This is a genomic window from Nitrospirota bacterium (assembly GCA_040756155.1).
Classification (GTDB): Bacteria; Nitrospirota; Thermodesulfovibrionia; order JACRGW01; family JBFLZU01; genus JBFLZU01.
In genome coordinates, this window is sequence record JBFLZU010000042.1 from 1 (window position 1) to 22,019 (window position 22,019).

The window sequence follows — 22,019 nt, forward strand, 5'->3', positions numbered from 1 at the left end:
CCACCTGAAGAAATTATTTTGCTCACTACCTCCTGTGCATCCTTATCAGATAAATGGTAATTAACAACAATCCTGTATTTTCTTTTTCCGAAGGCTAATGCAATCGTCCTGCCCAACCCCCTCGAGGCACCTGTAACTATAACAACTGGTCGTATTGTATGAGATTTTTCAAAACCCCTTTTGAGCGATATATGAAATCTTTGGGTTACCAGACTCTGCGAAGCGAAATGTCCGCAACTTCGATTGTCCGAGCCCGAAGGGCGAGTTTTCGAAGTTGTAATGGAGCGAGCAGTAGTCTGGTCAAAGATTTCATCAGAAGAGCGAAAAAGTGGGTTTTGAAATAATATCATATTCCTTTAATTACTTCTTCAATAATACTCAATGCCTCTTTTATGTCTTCCTCTGTGTGTTCTGCTGTGATAGTCGTCCTTATACGGCTCTTTCCTGATGGAACGGTTGGAGGTCTAATCGCAGGTGCATATATACCTCTTTCAAAAAGTGATTCTGCAAAAACTACTGCTTCATCAGGTTTGCTAACCATTATCGGGACTATCGGTGTCTCCGTCTCACCGATATCCATATCTAAGTTCTTCAAACCTTCTACATATAACCTTCTATTCCTCCATAACCTCCTGATGATTGATGGGTCTTCTTCTATAACATCGAACGCTGCGATTGCAGATGCCACAACCGATGGCGGAAGCGATGTGGTATAGATAAAGCTCCGTGCTCTGTTGACGAGATACCTGATAAGATTCTTTTCTCCCGCAATATATCCACCGAAACACCCCAATGCCTTACTGAGTGTTCCCATCTGGATTATCCTCTTTCCCTCCAGCCCCAAATATTCTACAGCACCCCTCCCACTATCTCCAAGAACACCTGTTGCATGTGCCTCATCTACCATAAGCATCGCTGAGTATCTTTCTGCAATCCTGTATAACTCTAACAGTGGAGCTATATCTCCATCCATGCTGAATACACTATCCGTAATTATGAGCCTTTTATTTGTTCTATTCTCCTTTTTAAGGATATCTTCAAGGAAATTGACATCTTTATGTGGATATACCTTTATCTCTGCTTTGCTGAGTCTACATCCATCTATTATACTCGCATGATTCAGCTCATCGCTAAAGATTACATCACCTTCTCCCACTATTGCTGGGATAATGCCTGTGTTTGCAGTATAGCCAGAGTTAAATATCAGTGCTGACTCTGTCTTCTTGAATCTTGCAATCCGTTCCTCCAGTTCTTCATGAAGTCTCATATTACCCGATATAAGGCGGGATGCACCAGAGCCAACACCATATTCTTTAACTGCCTCTATAGCAGCCTTCTTTAATTTTGGATGATTTGCGAGACCGAGATAATTATTTGACGAAAGGAGTATTACCTCTCTACCATTTATGGTTACCCTGCTGGACTGAGCGGTATCTATTATTTTAAGGGAACGAAGAAGATTGAGTCTTTCGAGTTTATCAAGTTCGTCTTCAAACATTTTTGTTATATGGGACGATAAATTCTATCGCATCTTTACAAGAGATAATCTTCAGTGGTACCCCTGAAAAGGCGTCACCATCCAATTGTGAGATAATACTACCATTTGATGTTATATCTACAGTCTCAGCCTTTCTATAGACGGTATCCTTAAACCTTAAATGGCGATTTGTAACTATGCCGATAACATGTCTGAGGATATCTATTCTCCTTCTGCCCTGAAAGATACATATATCCAACCCTGTCTTATATATCCCTGCTTCTGGTGTTACTATAAAGTTTCCGCCGTATAACCTGCTATTACTGATTATGACATGATACCCACGAATGATCTCAGCTGTATCTGTTTTAACAGTTATCTCTTCAGGGATATACCATGGAAGTATCCTGAATCCTGTCAATATATATGCAAGTTTGCCAAATATCGCTTTGAATCTGGGATTAAGTGCATGAACCACAGCAGCATCAAACCCTACACCAACCATAAGGGAAAAATATCTTCCATTAACAATGCCAAGATTTATCTTACGTGTTATTCCATTAAATATAATATCGCATGACTCCTCGATGCCAGCTGGAATTCCGAGTTCGTGAGCTAGGACATTGGATATACCGAGTGGTATAATACCTACAGGGATTCTGATAGCGGGGTTACCAAGGAGTCCATTTATCACCTCATTAATAGTACCATCTCCTCCTGCTACCACAACAATATCCGCGTCATTTACATTCAGTGAACGGGCTGATTCTTCTGCATCCCCCTTTTTACCTGTAAGAAAAATTTTGAGAGGAGACCTTTCACCCAGTATCTTTACGACTTTATCTATTTTATCTCTCCGTTCACTACCTGCAGCAGGATTTGCTATAAGTATTATTTTTTTCATTTAGCATTTTCCAGAACTCTTCCATCGAACATGGGGCATAGAGTCTGCCTATCGCCGTTAGAAGGACAGGCTTTTTCTCAATATAATCAATAAAGGAACTCAAGTCAAATCCATTTCCATCAATAAAGAATGCCCTCCCACCTTTTGTATCTCCTTTTTCTTTAAGGCTGGGGAGACGCACATAGCCTGACTTCCTGCTTGCCACATATCCTGTGGTATAATTAGGATTATCTGATATACATAATTCTGCCAGATATGATGGCGCATTTGAAACCTTGGTAGCAAGAACAACTGCTTCGATAACTCTGTTAGGGACACCAGATAGAATCCCTTTTAACTTCTCTTTGAATAAGTCTTTTATTTCTCTTCTTATATCCATCCTGCTCGCCCTTATACCCCTGTAAGGGTCTAACTCAAGTCTTTCACAAGTAGAGGTATCAATAACCATTGCTCCTCTCATATTACTATAATCAGGCGCTGCACCAGAGAAGATTGAATTGAATGCAACCTCGATTGCCTTCTCAGACACTCCGATCTCTTTCAAGAGTTCAGATGCCTTCTTCCTGCTGTCATCAATACCATCTGTAAGTATTGTTGAAATATCAAGGGCTGTTGTCTCTATTACAGGATTATTTATAGATTCTACGGTAAGGATAATTTCATTAGGAATATCTATCTCATGGTTTAATGCCCTCTCTATCAGTTCCTGTGAAATAAGGGATATTTCGCCAAAGGTGACCATCCTTTCAGCACCTGAGATATGCTTTTTATCCCTACTTGCCCTCATGCGGATACTGTACAGATTTGAGATTTGCCCGCCCCGCTTCGCGGCCTGCCCTGCTTCGCGGAGCGAGGCCAGGGAGCGATGCCGGGGAGTTTTGCCCGCCCCGCTTCGCGGCCTGCCCTGCTTCGCGGAGCGAGGCCAGGGAGCGATGCCGGGGAGTTTTGAGTTTTGAGTCATTATTCTCTTACCACTTGCCCCTTAATCCTTAACCCCAGGTCATTTATCATCTCTAAATCCTCTTCTGGCATCCTTCCGAGAGTAGTCAGGTAATTACCTGTCAGGAGACCATCTGCCCCTGCCAGCAATACGAGTGGCTGTAATCCTTTGATTACATGAATTCTTCCACCGCAGACCCTTATCTCTTTATCAGGCATCACAAACCTGAATATTGAAATAATCTTTAGTGCCTCAAAGGGATTTAGCAGGGGTTGACGGCTGAGTGGTGTACCATCTATAGGGGTAAGAAAATTAATCGGGATAGAATCAACACCAAGGCTTTTTATTGTATATGCAAGGTCTATCCTGTCATCCCATGTCTCACCCATACCAAATATACCACCACAGCAGATCGAAAGACCTGCCTCCTTTGCGGTAATGATGGTAGAAAGTTTATCATCAAATGTATGAGTAGAACATATCTCTGGAAAAAATCTTCTCGATGTTTCAAGGTTGTGGTGAAAACGATGGAGTCCTGATTCCTTTAACAGCAGAATCTCATCCCGCCCGAGCATACCAAGTGTAGCACAGGTGGAAAGCCCAATCTCATTCTTTATGCGGTAAATTGCATTGCATATCGTCTCAAGTTCAGCACCTTTTTTTACTTTTCTTCCGCTCGTTACGATACAAAAACGGTTTGCACCGTTATCCCTTGCACACTCTGCTATCTTAAGAATTCTTTCTACAGATACGAGTGGATAGGTCTCTATCTTTGCATGATGATGTGCAGACTGGGCACAAAATCCACAATCTTCGCCACAGTTTCCGGATCTTGCATTTATTATAGAGCATATATCAATAATGTCATCCCTGAATATAGAACGTATCCTGTTTGCAGATGCAAATAGATACACTAGTTCGGTATATTCATCTACACCTGATATTAGAGAAATATCCTCTCTGCATACCTCCATGCCATTTATGACCTTCTGAGTAATCTCATCTATCGCCTTCGTCATCACAATGACCAAAATTATACAACCTTTCTTCTCATTGTCAACAACAATGTCCTCCCCAAAAATCCTTGACATCAATTTTTAAAACAGGTATTATTTAATTGAAAGGATTGCGATGTTTGAGCGTTTTACAGAAAGAGGAAGGAAAATAATAATCCTTGCAAGGGAAGAGGCCGAAAAACATCAGAACGATTATCTTGGCACAGAACATGTCCTTTTAGCACTCCTCAGAGAGGAAGATGGAATACCTGTATCTGTCCTGAGGAAAATAGGACTCTCAATAGAGGAGATACGGTTAGAGGTTGAAAGAAATCTTCCAGGTGGATCTAACATACTCACCTTTGGAGAAATACCTTTTACACCACGGGCAAAGAAGGTTCTCGAACTCGCCGTGGAAGAGGCTAAACTCTTAGGTCATAATTATATAGGAAGTGAACATCTCCTGCTCGGTCTTATAAGAGAAGACGAGGGAATCGGAGGAAAGATATTAAGAAGCATGGGGGTAAATCTACTCGGGGCGCGACAATTAACGATAAACTATTCCTTGCGAGGGCAGATTCAAGGAGGAAAGGAAAAGAAAACATCAACACCAGCATTAGATGAATTTGGAAGAGACCTCACAAAACTTGCAAGAGAAGGAAAGTTAGACCCCGTAATCGGCAGGGATAGAGAGATCGAGAGGGTGCTTCAAATACTTTGTAGAAGAACAAAAAATAACCCCGCCCTTATCGGTGAACCAGGTGTTGGAAAAACTGCAATTGTAGAAGGACTTGCACAGAAGATAGTAAACAATGATGTCCCCGAAAATCTATACAACAGGCGACTTGTTTCTCTTGATCTCGGAGCACTTATTGCTGGAACCAAATACAGAGGACAGTTTGAAGAACGGCTCAAGATTGTAATGAAGGAAATCATACAATCAGAGAATGTAATTCTTTTCATAGATGAACTTCATACGCTTGTAGGTGCCGGGGCAGCAGAGGGATCTATCGATGCATCAAGCATGTTAAAACCTGCTCTTTCAAGGGGAGAGATACAGTGTATAGGTGCTACTACATCTGACGAATACAGAAAACATATAGAAAAAGATGGTGCACTTGAAAGAAGGTTTCAGCCAATATATGTTCAACCTCCCACAATAGAGGAAACAATAAAGATTATAAAAGGGTTGAAGCCAAGATATGAGGAACACCATAGGGTTAGAATATTGGATGTCGCAATTGTAGCTGCAGTAAGATTATCGGAGAGATATATCACAGATAGATTTCTTCCTGATAAGGCGATTGATGTCATAGATGAAGCAGGGTCACGGGCAAAACTGAGAAGATATACGCTACCCTCAGAGTTAAAGGAAATAGAAAAGGAATTAAAAAAGGTTTCTCGCGAGAAAAACCTTTATATCAAATTACACGATTTCGAAAAGGCTGCTACTTTAAGGACAGAAGAAGAGAGACTCAAACGCCTTTTTATGGATATGCAGGAAGGGTGGAAAAACTCTCTGGAGAAAGAGATATCTGTCATAACCGAAGAAGATGTCGCATTTGTCGTATCAAGGATCACAGGAATACCATTATATAAACTCGAAGAAAAAGAGTCTGATAAACTCCTCAGGATGGAAGAAGAACTCCATAAACGAATTGTCGGGCAGGACGAGGCAATAAAGGCTATTGCAAGTGCAATAAGACGCTCAAGGGCAGGGCTCAAGAGTAGAAGAAAACCTATAGGCTCATTTATCTTTCTTGGTCCTACAGGCGTAGGAAAGACTGAACTTGCACGGGCATTAGCCGAATTCCTCTTCGATGATGAAAAGGCACTTATCAAATTAGACATGTCAGAGTATATGGAGCGTTTTACTACATCCCGTCTCACGGGTGCACCTCCAGGTTATGTAGGATACGAAGAGGGAGGACAATTAACAGAAAAGGTGAGAAGAAGACCTTACTCTGTGGTGTTACTTGATGAAATAGAAAAGGCGCACCATGATGTGTTCAACATACTCCTGCAGATACTTGATGATGGTGTTCTTACTGATAGTTTCGGAAGAAAGGTAGATTTTAAAAATACCGTTATAATTATGACCTCCAATCTCGGTGCCAGGACAATAGAAAAGGCGACACCTCTTGGATTTCAGAAAGAAGACAGTGACGATTCAGCAAAGAAGATGAAGGATACTGTTTTGAGCGAACTCAAAAAGACCTTTAACCCTGAATTCCTTAACAGGATTGATGATATAATAGTTTTCCATCAATTAAACAAAGAACATCTTCTCAGTATAATTGACCTTCTGATTAAAGAAGTGAATATGCAATTGAGGGAACAGGGGTTAGAGATCGAAGTCTTAGCTGACGTAAAGGAGTGGCTCCTTAAGGAATATTATCAACCAGCATATGGTGCAAGACCTATGAGAAGAGCGATTCAGAAATCTATTGAAGATGCACTTTCAGAAGAGATATTGCGAGGCAGATTCAAGGAATCAAAAAAGATAGCTGTTGGTATCGAAGATGATAAACCTGTATTTCACGAGGTAGAAGATCTGGTGCTGAGCAAAAAGTAAACCCCGCACCCCACTTTCGCGGGGTGCGAGGACTGCGCGGGTGGGGCTTTAAACCCCACCCTTGCTATATTTTTTACCCCGCCTAAAAGGCGGGGCTTTCTGGGTGCGGGGTAAAAACCAATGTTTCGCGATCATCAATCCATGCATCTTGCCTCTCAAGAGAGATTTCTCTTCATTAAAAATGTCTTTAACATAACCAAATCTTATATCACAGCAGTTTTTACTGGAATATGTTTAATCTTCATATTCCCGAGATTTGACATTTCACCTCTCGCATGGATAGCTCTTGTTCCTCTGATTGTATCAAATCTCATAAGCAAAGAGATAAATAAAACATTTCTTTCAGGGTGGATAGCTGGGATCGTATACTTTGGTGGCACGGTCTACTGGATTACAAACCCGATTAACAATTATGGAGGTGTGCCATTAATACCAAGTATCGCCATTACCGGATTACTGGTTTTCTACCTTGCGATTTATGTTGGTCTTTTCAGCTTCACTATAAGTGCTCTGCATAGAAAGATAAAACTACCTGTTACATTTACCGCCCCTTTTATATGGACATCACTCGAACTCATACGCACATATCTTTTATCAGGTTTTCCATGGGTAGCCCTTGGCTACTCTCAGTATAAAAGCCTTATATTTATACAGATAGCAGATATCACAGGTATTTATGGAGTCTCATTTATAATTGTTCTTGTAAATTGTCTAATTGCTGATTTTATCGTTTTCCAAATAAAGAAGAGAGAAATCCCGTTTAATCCGTATTTGCCGCTTATCTTGGCTGCCGGATATGCAGGGATAGTCATCTTGACTGTGCTGATTTATGGATATATAAGACTACACCATGAATATAAGACTACAGAGGAGTTAAGAGTTGCATTGATACAGGGGAACATAGAACAGGGTATAAAATGGGATAAAGAATACAGGAAGGCAGTATTAGAGAAGTATATTGCACTTACTAAATCTACGGTCTCACAAGACACTGATCTTATTATATGGCCTGAGACAGCAACACCCTTCTATTTTGGAACCGATAAGGAATACTCTGAGGAGCTTGTATCCTTTGTTAAAGAATTAAATACCTACCTGTTTTTTGGTTCACCTCGTATAAAGATATTCACAGGAAAAGAATATTTTCTCACAAACACCGCATATCTGCTTTCACCCGATGGCAAATCTATTGGCAGTTATGATAAAATACATCTTGTACCATTTGGAGAGTATGTTCCGCTTAAGTGGCTATTCCCATTTCTACATAGGATAGTAGAAAGTATGGGGGATTTTGTCGCCGGCAATGAATATACAGTATTCGAAATGCCAAAAGGGAAGTTTAGCACACAGATATGTTTTGAGATTATCTTTCCTGGACTTACAAGGAAATTTGTAAATAGAGGGGCAGACTTTTTAGTGACGATAACAAATGATGCCTGGTTTGGACGGTCATCAGCACCATACCAGCACTTCTCAAAGGCTATATTCAGGGCGGTTGAAAACAGGGTCCCGGTTATAAGAGTCGCAAACACAGGAATTTCAGGATTTATAGATGTGAGGGGAAGGATCATACAGAGTAGTGAGATTTTTAAAGATGGTGTATTTACTGATACTATTAAATTGAGCAAAAGAAAATCATTTTACACAAGATATGGCGATGTTTTTGCTTATATATGTATTGTTGTTACAGTTACACTTATAATAAACAACATACTCTGGAGGGAGAAGGCACATGGTATTAGATGAAAGAGTAAAGGAACTAACAGAACTCAAAGAGAATTTTAATCTACTAAGAGGCTATCTTTGATGTAGCGGGTAAAGAAAGAAGACTGAATGAATTAAGGCAATTAATTGAATCACCTGATTTCTGGACAGATATTCAGAAAACACAGACAACCCTCAAAGAGAAATCTGATTTAGAATCCCTTCTTAAAAGACTCCACGATTCTGAAACAAAATTGAATGACTTAGAGGTTATGATAGCCCTATCAAGGGAAGAGGAGGGTGATCCATTCGGTTCAGAAATAGCAAGGACAATTGATATTGTAAAGAGCGAAATTGAGTCATTGAGGATAGAAACATTGTTATCAGAAAAGAGAGACATTAATAATGCCATCGTTACAATACATCCTGGTGCGGGAGGAACGGAATCACAGGATTGGGCAGAGATGCTTCTCAGGATGTATCTCAAATGGGCAGAAATGCATGGTTTCAAAACAGAGATAATTGATTTACTTTCAGGAGAAGAAGCTGGAATAAAGAGTGTAACATTCACCGTCACAGGAAAATATGCATATGGTTATCTGAAGGCTGAAGCAGGGATACACCGCCTTGTCAGAATATCACCTTTTGATGCGAACAAAAGGAGACATACATCGTTCACCTCTGTGTTTGTATATCCAGAGATAGAGGAAGATATAAAGGTAGACCTCAGGGATGATGACCTGCGGATAGAGACATTCCGCGCAAGTGGTGCTGGTGGGCAGCATGTAAATAAAACATCTTCAGCAGTGAGGATTACACATATCCCCACGGGTATAACCGTTCAATGTCAGAATGAACGTTCACAGCACAAAAATAAGGCAACGGCTTTGAGAGTTCTTAAATCAAGGGTCTACGAATTCCAGAAGAAAGAAAAAGAAAAGGAACTTGAACAGATGCTCAGCGAAAAGAAAGAGATTGCATGGGGAAGTCAGATAAGGTCATACATCATGCAGCCTTACCAGATGGTTAAAGACCACAGGACAGGTGTCGAAGTAGGGAATGTTGATGCCGTATTAAATGGAGAGATAGACCAATTTATAGAGTCACACCTTCTAAAGACAGTGAAGAGTGAAAAGTGAGAAGTCAAAAGTTAGATGGACTTTTAGAAGAATACCTTCAAAAAAGAGACGCTATCAGATCAAGACTGGAGGAGTTTGAAGATACATGGCGTAAAGGAGACAGGGAGATATTCAGAGAACTATGTTTTTGTATCCTTACCGCAAATGCCAGTGCCCAGATGGGAATAAATTGCATAGAGGGCATGGGAGATTCTATCTTCACAGGAACAATTAAAGATGTTCAGAATCTATTATGCGGAAGACACAGGTACTGGAGAATAAGGGCATCTTATATCGTTTCTACAAGGGAGTATTTAGAAGAATCTATAGGTCTAAGACTTAAAGAGAAGATTAAATCTATGACAGAATTTCATGAAAGGAGAGATTATTTCGCCTCGAACAAAGGTATAAAAGGCATTGGATATAAGGAGGCAAGTCATTTCCTCAGGAATATCGGATTTAAAGGATACGCCATACTTGACAAACACATCCTCAGAACACTTAATGAATTTGGAGTAATTAATGGGATTGAGTCTTCTAATGCCAGAAAACGGTATTTAGTAATCGAAGAGAAGATGCATAGATTTGCTAACCACATAGGAATAGATGTGGATGAACTTGATCTCCTTCTCTGGAGCAGGAAAACGGGGAAAATACTTAAGTAACCCACTTCTCTGATATCCACTGCCTTATCTTTTCTGCTGCCTCCTCTACAGAAATTGTATCTGAATCTATTATAATTTCTGGGTTTAAAGGCTCTTCATATGGAACATTAATTCCAGGAACAGGCTCACCACTTCTTGCTTTTTTATAAACATCTTTTGGTGTTACATCATCCAGCCGTCTCTGTTCCCGTTCGATGCACACATCAACAGGACACCTAAGATAAATCTCAACAAATCTTCGTATCTTTTCCCTCGCTATATCCCTCCACAACCTTCTATGCCCAGTTGCATCTATCACTACATTGTGTCCGAGCTCAGTAAGTACCACTGCATGATTTATGAGGCATCTGTAAACCATTTCTCTCTCAGCATCAGAATATGCAGGCTCAGGGGTTACCATCTTACGCATCCTGTCAAGCTGAAGGTGAAATAGGCCTGGAACTTTCTCGCTTAATACCTTTGCAATGGCAGTCTTACCACTTCCGGGTATACCGGTTATCCAGACAGCAAACCCACCCATATCACAATCGGAGATATCTATTTATATCTTTCAAATCAAATCTATCTGTATCCAGCACACCATGAATAAAATTAAATATCTTTTTCCTGTTCTCATTGCTCACATCGGGATAGAACAATGGGTTAGCTATAACAACCCCTCGGAATGCATAAAATGGAGCAACCACATAGAATATATCCTTATCACCTGTGAGATAAACATACTCGTCATAGAAGAGTTCTAATGCCTCATCGTATGGTGCCCTCAGCTCACCATGCGCCATCACAGACATGAATATGTAATTTATTGTCAAGGCTGTAACATCATCAGCAGGTTCCCCAAACATACCACGGCTTCTATCAAGGAGAATGAAGTTATCTCCTTCTTTAAATAGTATATTCCCTGGATGAAAATCTCCATGTATCTGACAGCACCTGCTATAAAATGGCTTCAGTCTCTTTCTCCACTCAACGCATTTCTTCTCTATCTCTGCCATCTCTGAAAGATCTGTAAATTTTACATCCCTGTAAGTATCCAGCACACCCATAAGACACTCACCGTGTCCGATTGTATCGCGCAGTTTTCTCCAGTAAAGGTCTGCAGAGTCCTTCTTGACTGAATGTATCTCTGCAAGATACCGCACCATTGCCATTATCCTTTTTCTATCAAGTTCATCGAGAATTTCTTTATCCTTCATAAGTCTGAGGTCTCCAAAGTAATCTGAACCCTCTGCCTCATCCATCAGAAGGAAGAAGTCTTCAAAATCACCCATAGAACCAATGGTACCATCCTTTCTGATGATACCCACATCTATAGCACCGACATGCTTTGGAAGGAATTTATAACTTTCCTTTGCAAGGATGAATACTGCTGCCCTGTCCGATGGATAATCATGGCCAAGTCCTCTGTCTCCCTCAAGACCTTTCAGGACAAGTCGTTTCTGCTTACCTCCAACAGTAAAGACAATCCTGTAGCCTTTTCCATGAGCACCTCTCCCTATGTCCTCGACAGCCTCAAAAATAACAGGTTCATTATAAAGCCTGTTAAGGTATTCCCTGATCTCTTTTTCTTTGAATATCATAAGTTATTTCCCCTCTCCTTTTACTGGACTCTTTAATGTGTTAAGTTCCTTTAACAACTTCTCCTTTTCTGATTCAAGCTCTGTTATCTCTTTTGAAATCCTATCTTTTTCTCCCTTAAGTTCGCGCTCCTTCCGAATCATTCTTGTATATTTTGGTCTGGCGAGCTCTTTTTCAAACTCAACAACCACCTTTTTCTTTTCTTCTATCTTTTTATCTATCTCTTTTAATTTTTCCTCAAGCTCTGCGACTTTACCTTGATCTTCAGGTTTTGTGGATAAAGGGGTAGGAGGTGATACTCCAAGAGATGTCTTCTCAATTACATATGGACTCGTAACCATCTCCTTTATAGATAATACCTCCCCCTTGTTTATACCCATCACACCACCGAAGACAGAATATTTGATTTCATTACCTTCAACCCAGTAACTGTTAACAGTTATCTGCCTGCCGTTCTTGAGATAGATGATATAACCTGCATCTGAGAACGTAGGGAAAAGCAAGACGATAGCCACTATAAAGATAATCTTCGATATAATACTCTTAAACACGGCTCCTCCATACGGGTCGTAGACCTTCTTGGTTACGCCTCTGTATCTATTATACATCAACTTTCGCCTTATGACGAATTTTGTTTCTGAATTACTATACTCCAATGTAGAGCAAGTTGGAAGCAAAAATTCTTATTTTTCTTTCTATGAATTTTCTGGTATTATTATGACATCAGACTTACAAGGAGGTATGGTGATGTCAACTATTATCTTTCATAACTGTATATCATCAAACCTTCTACAGGAAAATGTCTTACATTGTTTGTTACGAGTATGAGATTTCTTTTAATAGCTATTGCGGAAATAAGAACATCAGGAGTGCTGATGGTTATGCCCTTTTTTGAATATTCCCTCTTGAGTTCACCTGCAAGTTTTGCAATTTCTCTGTCTATCTCGTAGCATTCAAGACTATTCAGAAATTCATCTGTATCTGCCTTTTCCTTATCCTTCATTCCTGTATACACCTCTACTATGCTTACAGGTGAGCAACATAAAAGTCCACCCTCCCTGCTGAACCTCTCTAAAAGTTCAGGGACACCACTTTTATCTCTGAGATAGTCAATAATTGCAGTAGTATCAAGAAGGTAATCAGGCAAGTTTTTTCCTCAATACCTTTTCGTCTTCACTCCTCAGTTTTCTTACCCATTTATAAGTTCCATCCCTGCCTGTCATCTCAGGATGGTCTTCATCTCTCCATGCTCCTTTAAATCTCTTAATCAGAGAAAACTGTTTTAACCTCTTTAACTCTTTTTTTGTTGCCTCAGAAACAAAACTACTTCTTTTTTTCTTGCCTACAAGCCTGTCTATCTCTTTTACAATATCCTTTTCTATAATTACATGTGCCTTTGTTCTTACACTCATATTTAATCTCCTTGTTAATTATAAAGTTATATTATAAGTTAACCATATCTCTGATTATTTGTCAACTCTAAAATTCTCCTCACATCTCCTTCAGTGAATTATATACCGCCTCTGCGGATTTTTTTGTCATGCCTTTGACAGATGCTATCTCATCAAGCGATGCCTTTCTTAGCCTTTTGATATCACCAAAATGCCTTAGCAATGCTACCTTCCTTGTCTTACCTACCCCTCTGATACCATCAAGTATTGATAACACGGCCTTCTTCTTTCTGAGCTTCCTGTGATGACTTATTGCAAATCTGTGGGCTTCGTCCCTTATTCGCTGAAGGAGGTGAGTTACGGCAGAGGTAGGAGTTAAGACGATAGGGTCACTTTTACCAGGAAGATAAACCCTCTCAAATTTCTTCTCTCGACTTTCTTCTCTCGACTTTCTTCTCTCGACCCTCGACTCTCGACCCTCGACTATCTTTTCCTTCGCCAATCCTATAATATCCATATCCTTCGTTGACAGTCCAAGCTCTGCAAGAGCACTTATCGCTGCGTTGAGCTGTCCTTTACCTCCATCCACTATAATGAGGTCGGGTAGATTGTTATCTTCCTCAAGCAACCTCCTGTATCTCCTGTTGACAACCTCATACATCATCGCAAAGTCATCAGCACCATCAACTGTCCTTATCTTAAAGTGTCTGTATCCCGACCTCTTCGGGGAATTGCTTTCCCATACAACCATGGATCCAACTGCTTCCTCTCCATGAATATTTGAGATATCAAATGCCTCTATTCTTATTGGTAGCCGTTTGAGTTCAAGTTCCTTCATAAGTTCTTGAAGAACTACCTCGCTGCCTTTTCTCGAGAGTAAGTAATCCCTCAATAAAGCCCTTGCATTCTCATCTGCCATTCTCTGTATCTCGTATCTTTTCCCTCTTTTCGGTATCAGTACCTCTACACTCCCCCTTCTTTTTAAAGATAGCCATCCCTCAATCCTGTGCCTATCAGGTATGTCTGCGGGAATGATTATCTCATGAGGTATAAGTTTTTCTCCGCTATAGAATTGTTCTATCAATGTAACCAGTGCATCGGTATCTTCTACGCCTTCAAGGTTATCAAGAAAAAGGTCTTTCTTACCGAGTAGCATTCCATTTCTGATAAAAAGAACAGTCGCTATACCAACAACGCCCTCTCTTGCAAAGCCAATTACATCAATGTCTTCAAGAGACGGTTCTATAATCCTCTGTTTTTCGATTATTCGCTCGATAGCCTTTATCTTATTCCTGATAGATGCCGCCTCTTCAAAATGCATATCTTCAGCGGCTTTATACATCCTTATCTTCAGTTTATCAATCAGATCTGTATTTCTTCCCTGCAAAAAGAGTTTCACCTCATTTGCTATCTCATCATACTGCTCCGTGGATACAACTCCAGAACATGGAGCTATACACCTTCCTATCTGGCTCTCAAGACATGGGCGATTAATCTTATCAAACTTGAGATTACAGGTTCTGAGCGGAAATGTCTTCCTGATAAATGAGAGTGTCTCCCACATAGGACCCGATGGCACATAGGGACCAAAATACATCGCACCATCATTCTTTACCTTTCTTACAACCTGAATCCTTGGCCATTTTTCCTTCGGAGAAAGTCTCAGATATGGATAGTTCTTATCATCTCTCAAAACTACATTAAACCTCGGCTTATGCTTTTTTATTAAATTTGCCTCAAGGAGTAATGCCTCCATATCAGTTATCGTGACGATATATTCAATATCGACTACATCTTTGACCATTGACCTCTTACGAGAATCTAAATCTGAGGAATCAGAAAAATAGGCTCTTACCCTTTCTCTAAGTGATTTTGCCTTACCAACATACAACACCCTTCCATTCCTGTCCTTCATCAGATAGACGCCGGGACTATCAGGCAATACCTTCAATTTATTTTGAATATCTACTGACAACATCCTTATTACTTATTCCGATTTCCAATTCTGTTTCTTTAAGTTTCTTAATCTTATCTCTGAGTTCTGCGGCACGTTCAAATTCGAGGTTTTTGGCTGCCTCTCTCATCTCTTTCTCAATCTGTTTTATCATCAATCTCAGTTCTTCCTGGGATTTATATCTTTCTATCCTTTCAGAAACAACCGGGACTGTAACATAATCAGCCTCGTATACCGAGCGAAGAACTTCATGTATACCTTTCTTTATAGACTCAGGTGTTATATTATTTCTGTGGTTATATTCTTCCTGAAGCCTTCTCCTCCTTTCAGTCTCTTTGATTGCTATATCCATAGATCTTGTTAATGTCCCTGCATACATTATTACCTCACCATTTATATTCCGTGCAGCCCTTCCTGCGGTCTGTATAAGTGACCTTTCTGAACGGAGAAAACCCTCTTTATCTGCATCAAGAATTGCCACAAGTGAGACCTCTGGTATATCAAGTCCTTCTCTAAGCAGATTTATACCTATAAGACAGTCAAATTTTCCGAGCCTTAAATCTCTGATGATCTCAACCCTATCAAGTGTATCAACATCTGAATGGAGATACTTCACCCTTATCCCGAGTTCTCGATAGTAGTCTGTAAGATCTTCGGCCATCCTCTTTGTAAGAGTAGTCACTAATACCCTTTCATTTTTCTCAGACCTTAGGTTTATTTCATAAAGAAGATCATCTACCTGTCCTTTCACAGGTCTCACGGTAATCTTTGGGTCCGTAAGACCGGTTGGTCTCACAATCTGCTCAACCACCTTTCCCTCAGCTTTCTTTAATTCGTATGGTCCTGGTGTCGCAGATACATATATGGTCTGTGAAACATACGATTCAAATTCTTTAAATGTAAGTGGACGATTATCGAGGGCTGAAGGAAGTCTGAATCCATATTCAACGAGGGTTAATTTCCTTGAATGGTCACCTTCATACATCCCTCTTAATTGTGGTATGGTAGCATGAGATTCATCTATTATGAATAATGAGCCCTCTGGAAAATAATCTATCAGGGTAGGAGGGGGCTCTCCATGCATTCTTCCTGTAAGGTGTCTTGAGTAATTTTCTATACCATGACAATAGCCGAATTCTCTGAGCATCTCGAGGTCGAACCTTGTCCGCTGCTCAATCCTCTGTGCCTCAAGGAGTCTTCCCTGTTCTCTAAAAAATCTTATCCTTTCCTCAAGTTCTATCTCAATAGTCTCAATCGCCATCTCCATCCTTTCTCTCGGCGTTACATAGTGACTGCTCGGATATACAGCTAACTTGGGCAGCTCTTCGTAGCCCTCTCCTGTAAGCGGGTCTATCCTCTTTATTGATTCTATGTAATCACCAAACATCTCTACCCTTACTGCATCTGTCTCAGAATATGATGGAAATATCTCTATTACTTCACCTCTCACACGAAATGTTCCTCTGTAGAATTCAACATTATTTCGTTCATACTGTATCTCCACAAGTTTTCTGAGTATATCATCCCTGTCTATATTCATCCCGGGCTGAAGATAAAGAAGCATACCGTGATATGCCTCTGGAGAGCCAAGCCCATATATGCATGAGACAGAGGCTACGATAATCACATCGTTCCTCTCAAAAAGTGCCATTGTTGCAGAATGTCTCAATCTGTCTATCTCATCGTTGATGAGTGCGTCTTTTTCTATATATGTATCTGTTTGAGGAATATATGCCTCTGGTTGATAATAGTCATAATAACTGACAAAATATTCAACTGCATTCTCAGGGAAAAATCTCCTAAACTCATTGAATAACTGTGCTGCAAGCGTCTTGTTATGGGCAATCACCAGAGTGGGTTTCTGAACCTTTTCAATCACATTTGCTATTGTGAAGGTCTTACCAGAACCTGTAACGCCAAGAAGGACCTGGTGCTTCAGTCCTTTTTTTATACCATCAACCAGTTTCTCTATAGCTTGCGGCTGGTCACCCTTCGGCGTATATTCTGAATATAATCTAAACCTTCCCATAGCTACATTCTACAGAAGGAGAATACCTTTGTCAATTTGGCTATCTGTGTGTTAAAATTTTGATATGGAACTGCAACTGAGGCGTATATTCTGGACATTTATTGTTGTCACATCAATCCTTATTGGTATAATGTTCGGTGTTCTCTATACACAGCTTAGTGACCTTCCGAATATAAGGATGCTCGAAGAATATCGTCCGTTTGAAAGTTCCAAGTTATATTCAGATGATGGAAGGCTCGTGGCAGAGTTTTATATCGAGCGAAGAACCGTCATACCACTTTCTAAAATCCCAAAATATGTAAAGGATGCTATAATCGCTGTGGAGGATTCCAGATTCTATTCACATTCAGGCATAGATTTATTTGGCATCATCAGAGCCATTCTTGTTGACATCAGAGAGAGGCGGATCGTTGAGGGTGGTAGCACCATTACCCAGCAGCTTGCGCGAAGACTTTTCCTTAAACCCGAAAAGACTATCTCACGAAAGATAAAAGAGGCAATTCTATCGCTTCAAATCGAGAAGAGGTATACGAAAGATGAGATCCTCGAACTTTATCTTAACAATGTCTATTTTGGCAGTGGTGCTTATGGTGTAGAGACAGCATCTCAGACATATTTTGGAAAATCTGCTTCAGAGCTTACCTTTACAGAAGCTGCTACACTTGCCGGGCTTCCAAAAGCACCAAATATCTATTCTCCAATTAAAAATCCTGAGAAGGCTAAAGTAAGACGGAATCATGTGCTTAGGAGGATGGTAGAAGAAAATTATATAACAATGGCTCAGGCTAAAGAGATAGATGCTGAACCTATAAAGACAAAAACATCACCATATGGGATAAATAAAGCACCTTACTTTGTTGAATATGTAAGACAGAAACTTGAGGAGACTTTTGGTTATAGCCTTCGTACAGGAGGGCTAAACATATATACAACACTCAATTTGGAGATGCAGGAGGCAGCGGAAGAAGCGGTTAGAAAAGGACTTAAGGAAATATCACAGAGAATAAAATGGAAGGATGCAGAAATACAGGGTGCACTTATTGCTATCGACCCTAAAAACGGACATATTAAGGCAATGGTAGGAGGCACAGATTTTTATAAAACCCAGTTTAACAGGACATATCAGGCAATGCGCCAGGCTGGTTCTGCCTTTAAACCTTTTGTCTTTGTAACTGCTCTGGATGGTGGCTTTACAGCATCTGATATACTGATAGATGAACCGATAGAGTATCCTGGTGGTAAACCTGGTGAGATATGGAGTCCAAAGAACTTTTCTGAGGAATTTCAGGGACCGGTTACGCTTCGCAAGGCATTGGCAGAATCTATAAATATTATAGCGATAAAACTTGCCAGCAAGGTAGGAATAACAACAGTGATTGATTACGCAAAGAGACTTGGAATAAAAAGTGAACTTCACCCATATCCCTCTCTTGCACTTGGCTCATCTGATTTAACACTCATGGAGCTAACCTCTGCATTCGGTGTATTTGCAAATATAGGCATAAGGAACGATCCGGAGGCAATAACAAAGATTACTGACAGAAAGGATAGATTGATAGAAAATAGTGCCACTCACCCTCAAGATGTAATAATTCCAGAGACAGCATACCTTATTACAAATCTTCTCAGAGGAGTCGTGGAACATGGAACAGGCTGGAGGGCAAAGGAACTCGGACGTCTGGTTGCAGGTAAGACAGGCACTACCAATGAATATAACGATGCATGGTTCATAGGATATACACCAAATCTCGTTGCAGGTGTCTGGGTAGGATTTGATGACCATAGAAAAATAGGCGAAAAAGAGACAGGTGCGAGAGCTGCCCTTCCTATATGGTTATATTTTATGAAAAAGATATTGAAGCATTTGCCATATGAGGATTTTAAAGCACCTCCTGATATTGTATTTATTCCGGTAGATAAAAAAACGGGCAGACCTTCAGATATCAAGGATAAAAACACAATAATCGAAGCATTTTTGAAAGGCACAGAGCCAAAATTTATAGATACAACACCACAGGATGTAAAGCGTATTTCCCTTCCCCCCTCACCATCCTCTCCCACAAGGGGAGAGCCCTGAACTTGATTCAGGGGAGTTGAGAGGGGGTATTCTCAGAATAATCCTTTTACTTTCCCTGTATTTACATCCACATCAACACGGCGGAAGGCAGGATCAGACGATGTTCCAGGCATTAGGCTTATATTTCCTGCTACTGGGCAGATAAACCTGGCACCACCGTAAGTGAGAAAATCACGGATATGAAGTGTCCAGCCATTGGGCACACCTTTAAGTGTCGGGTCGTGAGAAAGAGAAAGATGGGTCTTTACCATCATTGTGGTATAGTCTTTAAACTTTGTATCCTTTTCGAACCGCTCAGCCTTTGCCACTGCCTCTGCGGAATAGCTCACCCCATTGGCACCATAGACCTCTTTTGCAATGAGTTCGACCCGTTTACGCAGGGGTGTATCCATATCATAAAGGAATTTAAAGTTGACCTTATCATTACATGCATCTAAAACAGCATCAGCAAGTTCAAGTGCACCTTCACCCCCATATTGCCAGTGTTCAGATACTGCAACTCTGGCCCCCGCTTCTTCACACATACGTCTTGTCAATTTAATCTCTTCTTCTGTATCCGTGTGGAATCTATTTATGCAGACGACAGGGTTTATGCCTGCTTTCTTAATAATATTTATGTGATGTATTACATTTGCCATTCCGTCTTCCAGCCATGCAAGGTTTTCTACGAAATACTCCTTTGGAATTGGTCTTCCAGGTACCACAGGCGGCGCACCTACATTGACTCCATGATGTTTTAATGCTCTTATAGTAGCCGTGATAACTGAAACATTAGGAATGTTCCCTGAATAGCGACACTTAACATTCCAGAACTTCTCAAAGCCGATGTCGGCTCCAAAACCGGATTCGGTGATATGATAGTCTGCCAGTTTAAGACACATCTTATCAGCAACAACGGATGACTGTCCCACAGCAATATTTGCAAATGGACCTGCATGAACAAAGCATGGTTGGCCCTCAATAGACTGTAACATGTTGGGATTTATAGCTTCCCGCATCCACGCAGTCATAGCACCTGCAACCTCGAGGTCCTCAGTAGTAATCGGACTCCCCTGTCTATCGTATGCAACAACAATACCACCTATCCTCTTCCTCAAGTCTGCAAGATCACTGAAGATGGACAGTATAGCCATTACTTCTGAAGAGACAGCTATGCCGAATTTAGATGGCATCAAAAAACCATCCATCTTTCCACCTATTCCGATGATGATATTACGAAGTGCCTGGGCGCAAAAGTCCATGACCCAGCCCATTTCAACATTCTTAGGGTCTATATTAAGACGTTTCAGGTTTCTCTTTGCCAGTTGCTCATCGGTATAGTTGAATTCATGCTGCATCCTTGCGGTCAGCGCGACCATAGCAAGATTGTGCGCATTCACAACAGCATTTATATCCCCTGTGAGACCGAGTGAAAATTCTGTCAATGGTATACATTGAGAAAGTCCTCCACCTGCTGCAGACCCTTTGATGTTCATTGTAGGACCACCTGATGGCTGGCGTATACAAGCAGTTACTTTTTTCCCGCGCTTGCCTATTCCCTGAAGGAGTCCTAATGTGGTAGTAGATTTACCTTCTCCAAGAGGAGTTGGTGTTATAGCTGTTACTTCAATAAATTTACCGTCTGGTTTATCTTTCAACCTCTCCAGAACTTTTGCATAATTAACCTTTGCAATGTAATGACCGTGGGGTAATAACTCATCCCTTTCAATCCCCAACCCCTCGGCTAACTGCTGAGAGGTTTTCATCCTTTTTTCTGCATCTTCTGCGATTTCCCAATCCGCATATTTGGTTGGATCAAGTGCCATAGTAAATCCTCCTTTTTTAAAGATATAATTAGTGCTGAAGGCTAAAGAGCTGAAGTAAAAAGAATAAAAAATCTTTCCTTAGCGTAACTTCAGCACTTCAGAACTTCAGCTCTTTCAATAGCTTATCAGTGCGTTAATGAATTTTTCATTCATACGCCTGAGGTTTTTACTCATAATCAAGGCAATCTTCTTTATAATCTTTGATGCCAGCGCTGCATCTTCTCTTTCCATTTTCTCGAAGTCTTCTTTTGTAATAAGAAATACCTCGGTATCTTCAATGGCAACTGCAGTAGCTTCATGACGCCTTCTCTCAAGAATGGATAGTTCCCCCAGAAAATGACCATTGCCTAAAATAGCGAGGGTCTGTTTCCAGCCGTCAGGTGTCACTTTTGATATCTCTATCTTCCCAGAATGTATGAGGTAGATGCCCTTTGTGTCCTCTTTCTCTTTAAAGAGGAATTCACCCTTTTTAAAGGACATTCTTTTAACAATCTGGGCTATCCTGTCAAGCTCTGTTCTGTCGAAATCTTCGAGCAAAACCTGTTGTTTTAATAAACTTGTCTTAACCATGACCACCTCCTTTTTCTTTCTCTTTCACTTTCACTTTTACTTTCACCGGTTCTATCTTCACTGCACATACCTTAAGTTCCGGAATTTTACAGATGGGGTCAAGGACGGTATTTGTTAAAATATTGGCAGCCGCTTCTTTAAAGTGAAACGGGATAAAGACCATACCTTTATATGGACGCTCTGAAATGGCTGCCCTGACCTCTATTGTTCCCCTTCGAGATGACACTCTTACTTTAT

At 40.6% G+C, this 22,019-nt stretch carries 20 protein-coding genes; 5 read left to right on the forward strand and 15 right to left on the reverse strand.

The window, feature by feature from the left end; genetic code table 11:
• The 5 genes from AB1488_03645 to bioB form a co-directional block, all read right to left on the reverse strand.
• Window positions 1–350 (reverse strand): SDR family NAD(P)-dependent oxidoreductase (locus AB1488_03645; protein ID MEW6409191.1); only part of this gene is annotated, 350 nt, incomplete at its 3' end.
• Window positions 347–1,498 (reverse strand): 8-amino-7-oxononanoate synthase, encoded by a 1,152-nt coding sequence (gene bioF / locus AB1488_03650; GenBank protein ID MEW6409192.1) that lies wholly within the window; start codon window positions 1,496–1,498, stop codon window positions 347–349. The genes bioF and AB1488_03645, both read right to left, overlap by 4 nt.
• Complete coding sequence (locus tag AB1488_03655; protein MEW6409193.1) at window positions 1,491–2,381, reverse strand: diacylglycerol kinase family protein; 891 nt, start codon at window positions 2,379–2,381, stop codon at window positions 1,491–1,493. Before AB1488_03655 ends, bioF begins: the two co-directional genes overlap by 8 nt.
• The gene (locus AB1488_03660; protein ID MEW6409194.1) at window positions 2,341–3,342 is read right to left on the reverse strand and encodes a 6-carboxyhexanoate--CoA ligase; all 1,002 of its coding nucleotides are present in this window, start codon (window positions 3,340–3,342) and stop codon (window positions 2,341–2,343) included. The genes AB1488_03655 and AB1488_03660 overlap by 41 nt, the downstream gene beginning before the upstream one ends.
• Entirely contained in the window at window positions 3,342–4,412 is a 1,071-nt protein-coding gene (bioB, locus tag AB1488_03665; GenBank protein ID MEW6409195.1) for a biotin synthase BioB, read from the reverse strand. The genes AB1488_03660 and bioB overlap by 1 nt, the downstream gene beginning before the upstream one ends.
• A 40-nt stretch (window positions 4,413–4,452) precedes the next feature.
• Between bioB and AB1488_03670 the strand changes: the two genes are divergently transcribed.
• From AB1488_03670 to AB1488_03685, 4 genes are all read left to right on the forward strand, one after another.
• On the forward strand, window positions 4,453–6,891 hold the full coding sequence (locus AB1488_03670; GenBank protein ID MEW6409196.1) for an ATP-dependent Clp protease ATP-binding subunit: 2,439 nt from the start codon (window positions 4,453–4,455) through the stop codon (window positions 6,889–6,891).
• 120 nt (window positions 6,892–7,011) lie between these two features.
• Entirely contained in the window at window positions 7,012–8,637 is a 1,626-nt protein-coding gene (gene lnt / locus AB1488_03675; protein MEW6409197.1) for an apolipoprotein N-acyltransferase, read from the forward strand.
• Window positions 8,624–9,734, forward strand: a protein-coding gene (gene prfB / locus AB1488_03680; protein MEW6409198.1) for a peptide chain release factor 2 whose coding sequence is annotated in 2 segments (ribosomal slippage) — window positions 8,624–8,689 and window positions 8,691–9,734 — 1,110 coding nt in all. Because the reading frame shifts where the segments join, the coding sequence is not laid out codon by codon here. Before lnt ends, prfB begins: the two co-directional genes overlap by 14 nt.
• Window positions 9,731–10,378: an N-glycosylase/DNA lyase gene (locus tag AB1488_03685; protein ID MEW6409199.1), complete on the forward strand. Its 648-nt coding sequence runs from the start codon at window positions 9,731–9,733 to the stop codon at window positions 10,376–10,378. Before prfB ends, AB1488_03685 begins: the two co-directional genes overlap by 4 nt.
• Here the strand turns inward: AB1488_03685 and AB1488_03690 are convergent.
• The 7 genes from AB1488_03690 to uvrB form a co-directional block, all read right to left on the reverse strand.
• Window positions 10,371–10,898 (reverse strand): adenylyl-sulfate kinase, encoded by a 528-nt coding sequence (locus tag AB1488_03690; protein ID MEW6409200.1) that lies wholly within the window; start codon window positions 10,896–10,898, stop codon window positions 10,371–10,373. The two genes, AB1488_03685 and AB1488_03690, sit on opposite strands and share 8 nt — an antisense overlap.
• Window position 10,899: 1 nt before the next feature.
• Window positions 10,900–11,958 (reverse strand): aminoglycoside phosphotransferase family protein, encoded by a 1,059-nt coding sequence (locus tag AB1488_03695; GenBank protein ID MEW6409201.1) that lies wholly within the window; start codon window positions 11,956–11,958, stop codon window positions 10,900–10,902.
• A 3-nt stretch (window positions 11,959–11,961) separates the two neighbouring features.
• Window positions 11,962–12,564, reverse strand: coding sequence for a hypothetical protein (locus tag AB1488_03700; protein MEW6409202.1), 603 nt, complete (start codon window positions 12,562–12,564; stop codon window positions 11,962–11,964).
• 149 nt (window positions 12,565–12,713) lie between these two features.
• Entirely contained in the window at window positions 12,714–13,103 is a 390-nt protein-coding gene (locus AB1488_03705) for a type II toxin-antitoxin system VapC family toxin (protein ID MEW6409203.1), read from the reverse strand.
• The gene (locus AB1488_03710; protein MEW6409204.1) at window positions 13,096–13,368 is read right to left on the reverse strand and encodes a hypothetical protein; all 273 of its coding nucleotides are present in this window, start codon (window positions 13,366–13,368) and stop codon (window positions 13,096–13,098) included. The genes AB1488_03705 and AB1488_03710 overlap by 8 nt, the downstream gene beginning before the upstream one ends.
• 79 nt (window positions 13,369–13,447) lie before the next feature.
• On the reverse strand, window positions 13,448–15,325 hold the full coding sequence (gene uvrC, locus AB1488_03715; GenBank protein MEW6409205.1) for an excinuclease ABC subunit UvrC: 1,878 nt from the start codon (window positions 15,323–15,325) through the stop codon (window positions 13,448–13,450).
• Entirely contained in the window at window positions 15,300–17,330 is a 2,031-nt protein-coding gene (gene uvrB, locus AB1488_03720) for an excinuclease ABC subunit UvrB (protein ID MEW6409206.1), read from the reverse strand. Before uvrB ends, uvrC begins: the two co-directional genes overlap by 26 nt.
• Window positions 17,331–17,394: 64 nt before the next feature.
• Between uvrB and AB1488_03725 the strand changes: the two genes are divergently transcribed.
• Window positions 17,395–19,407 (forward strand): PBP1A family penicillin-binding protein, encoded by a 2,013-nt coding sequence (locus tag AB1488_03725; GenBank protein MEW6409207.1) that lies wholly within the window; start codon window positions 17,395–17,397, stop codon window positions 19,405–19,407.
• A gap of 32 nt (window positions 19,408–19,439) precedes the next feature.
• Here the strand turns inward: AB1488_03725 and AB1488_03730 are convergent, their stop codons facing one another.
• From AB1488_03730 to AB1488_03740, 3 genes are all read right to left on the reverse strand, one after another.
• Window positions 19,440–21,212 carry a formate--tetrahydrofolate ligase gene (locus tag AB1488_03730; protein MEW6409208.1) on the reverse strand — a complete coding sequence of 591 codons (1,773 nt, stop codon included), beginning with the start codon at window positions 21,210–21,212 and terminating at the stop codon, window positions 19,440–19,442.
• Between the two features lie 114 nt (window positions 21,213–21,326).
• Window positions 21,327–21,782, reverse strand: a complete 456-nt coding sequence (locus AB1488_03735) for a cyclic nucleotide-binding domain-containing protein (protein ID MEW6409209.1) — start codon at window positions 21,780–21,782, stop codon at window positions 21,327–21,329.
• The coding region (locus AB1488_03740) for a molybdopterin dinucleotide binding domain-containing protein (protein ID MEW6409210.1) at window positions 21,775–22,019 on the reverse strand (245 nt) is incomplete at its 5' end. The genes AB1488_03740 and AB1488_03735, both read right to left, overlap by 8 nt.

Coding starts and splice junctions, on each gene's coding strand:
- bioF (MEW6409192.1), bottom strand. CDS start 1,498: ATGTTTGAAGACGAACTTGATAAACTCGAAAGACTCAATCTTCTTCGT.
- AB1488_03655 (MEW6409193.1), bottom strand. CDS start 2,381: ATGAAAAAAATAATACTTATAGCAAATCCTGCTGCAGGTAGTGAACGG.
- AB1488_03660 (MEW6409194.1), bottom strand. CDS start 3,342: ATGACTCAAAACTCAAAACTCCCCGGCATCGCTCCCTGGCCTCGCTCC.
- bioB (MEW6409195.1), bottom strand. CDS start 4,412: ATGTCAAGGATTTTTGGGGAGGACATTGTTGTTGACAATGAGAAGAAA.
- AB1488_03670 (MEW6409196.1), top strand. CDS start 4,453: ATGTTTGAGCGTTTTACAGAAAGAGGAAGGAAAATAATAATCCTTGCA.
- lnt (MEW6409197.1), top strand. CDS start 7,012: ATGTTTCGCGATCATCAATCCATGCATCTTGCCTCTCAAGAGAGATTT.
- AB1488_03690 (MEW6409200.1), bottom strand. CDS start 10,898: ATGGGTGGGTTTGCTGTCTGGATAACCGGTATACCCGGAAGTGGTAAG.
- AB1488_03695 (MEW6409201.1), bottom strand. CDS start 11,958: ATGATATTCAAAGAAAAAGAGATCAGGGAATACCTTAACAGGCTTTAT.
- AB1488_03700 (MEW6409202.1), bottom strand. CDS start 12,564: ATGTATAATAGATACAGAGGCGTAACCAAGAAGGTCTACGACCCGTAT.
- AB1488_03710 (MEW6409204.1), bottom strand. CDS start 13,368: ATGAGTGTAAGAACAAAGGCACATGTAATTATAGAAAAGGATATTGTA.
- uvrC (MEW6409205.1), bottom strand. CDS start 15,325: ATGTTGTCAGTAGATATTCAAAATAAATTGAAGGTATTGCCTGATAGT.
- uvrB (MEW6409206.1), bottom strand. CDS start 17,330: ATGGGAAGGTTTAGATTATATTCAGAATATACGCCGAAGGGTGACCAG.
- AB1488_03725 (MEW6409207.1), top strand. CDS start 17,395: ATGGAACTGCAACTGAGGCGTATATTCTGGACATTTATTGTTGTCACA.
- AB1488_03730 (MEW6409208.1), bottom strand. CDS start 21,212: ATGGCACTTGATCCAACCAAATATGCGGATTGGGAAATCGCAGAAGAT.
- AB1488_03735 (MEW6409209.1), bottom strand. CDS start 21,782: ATGGTTAAGACAAGTTTATTAAAACAACAGGTTTTGCTCGAAGATTTC.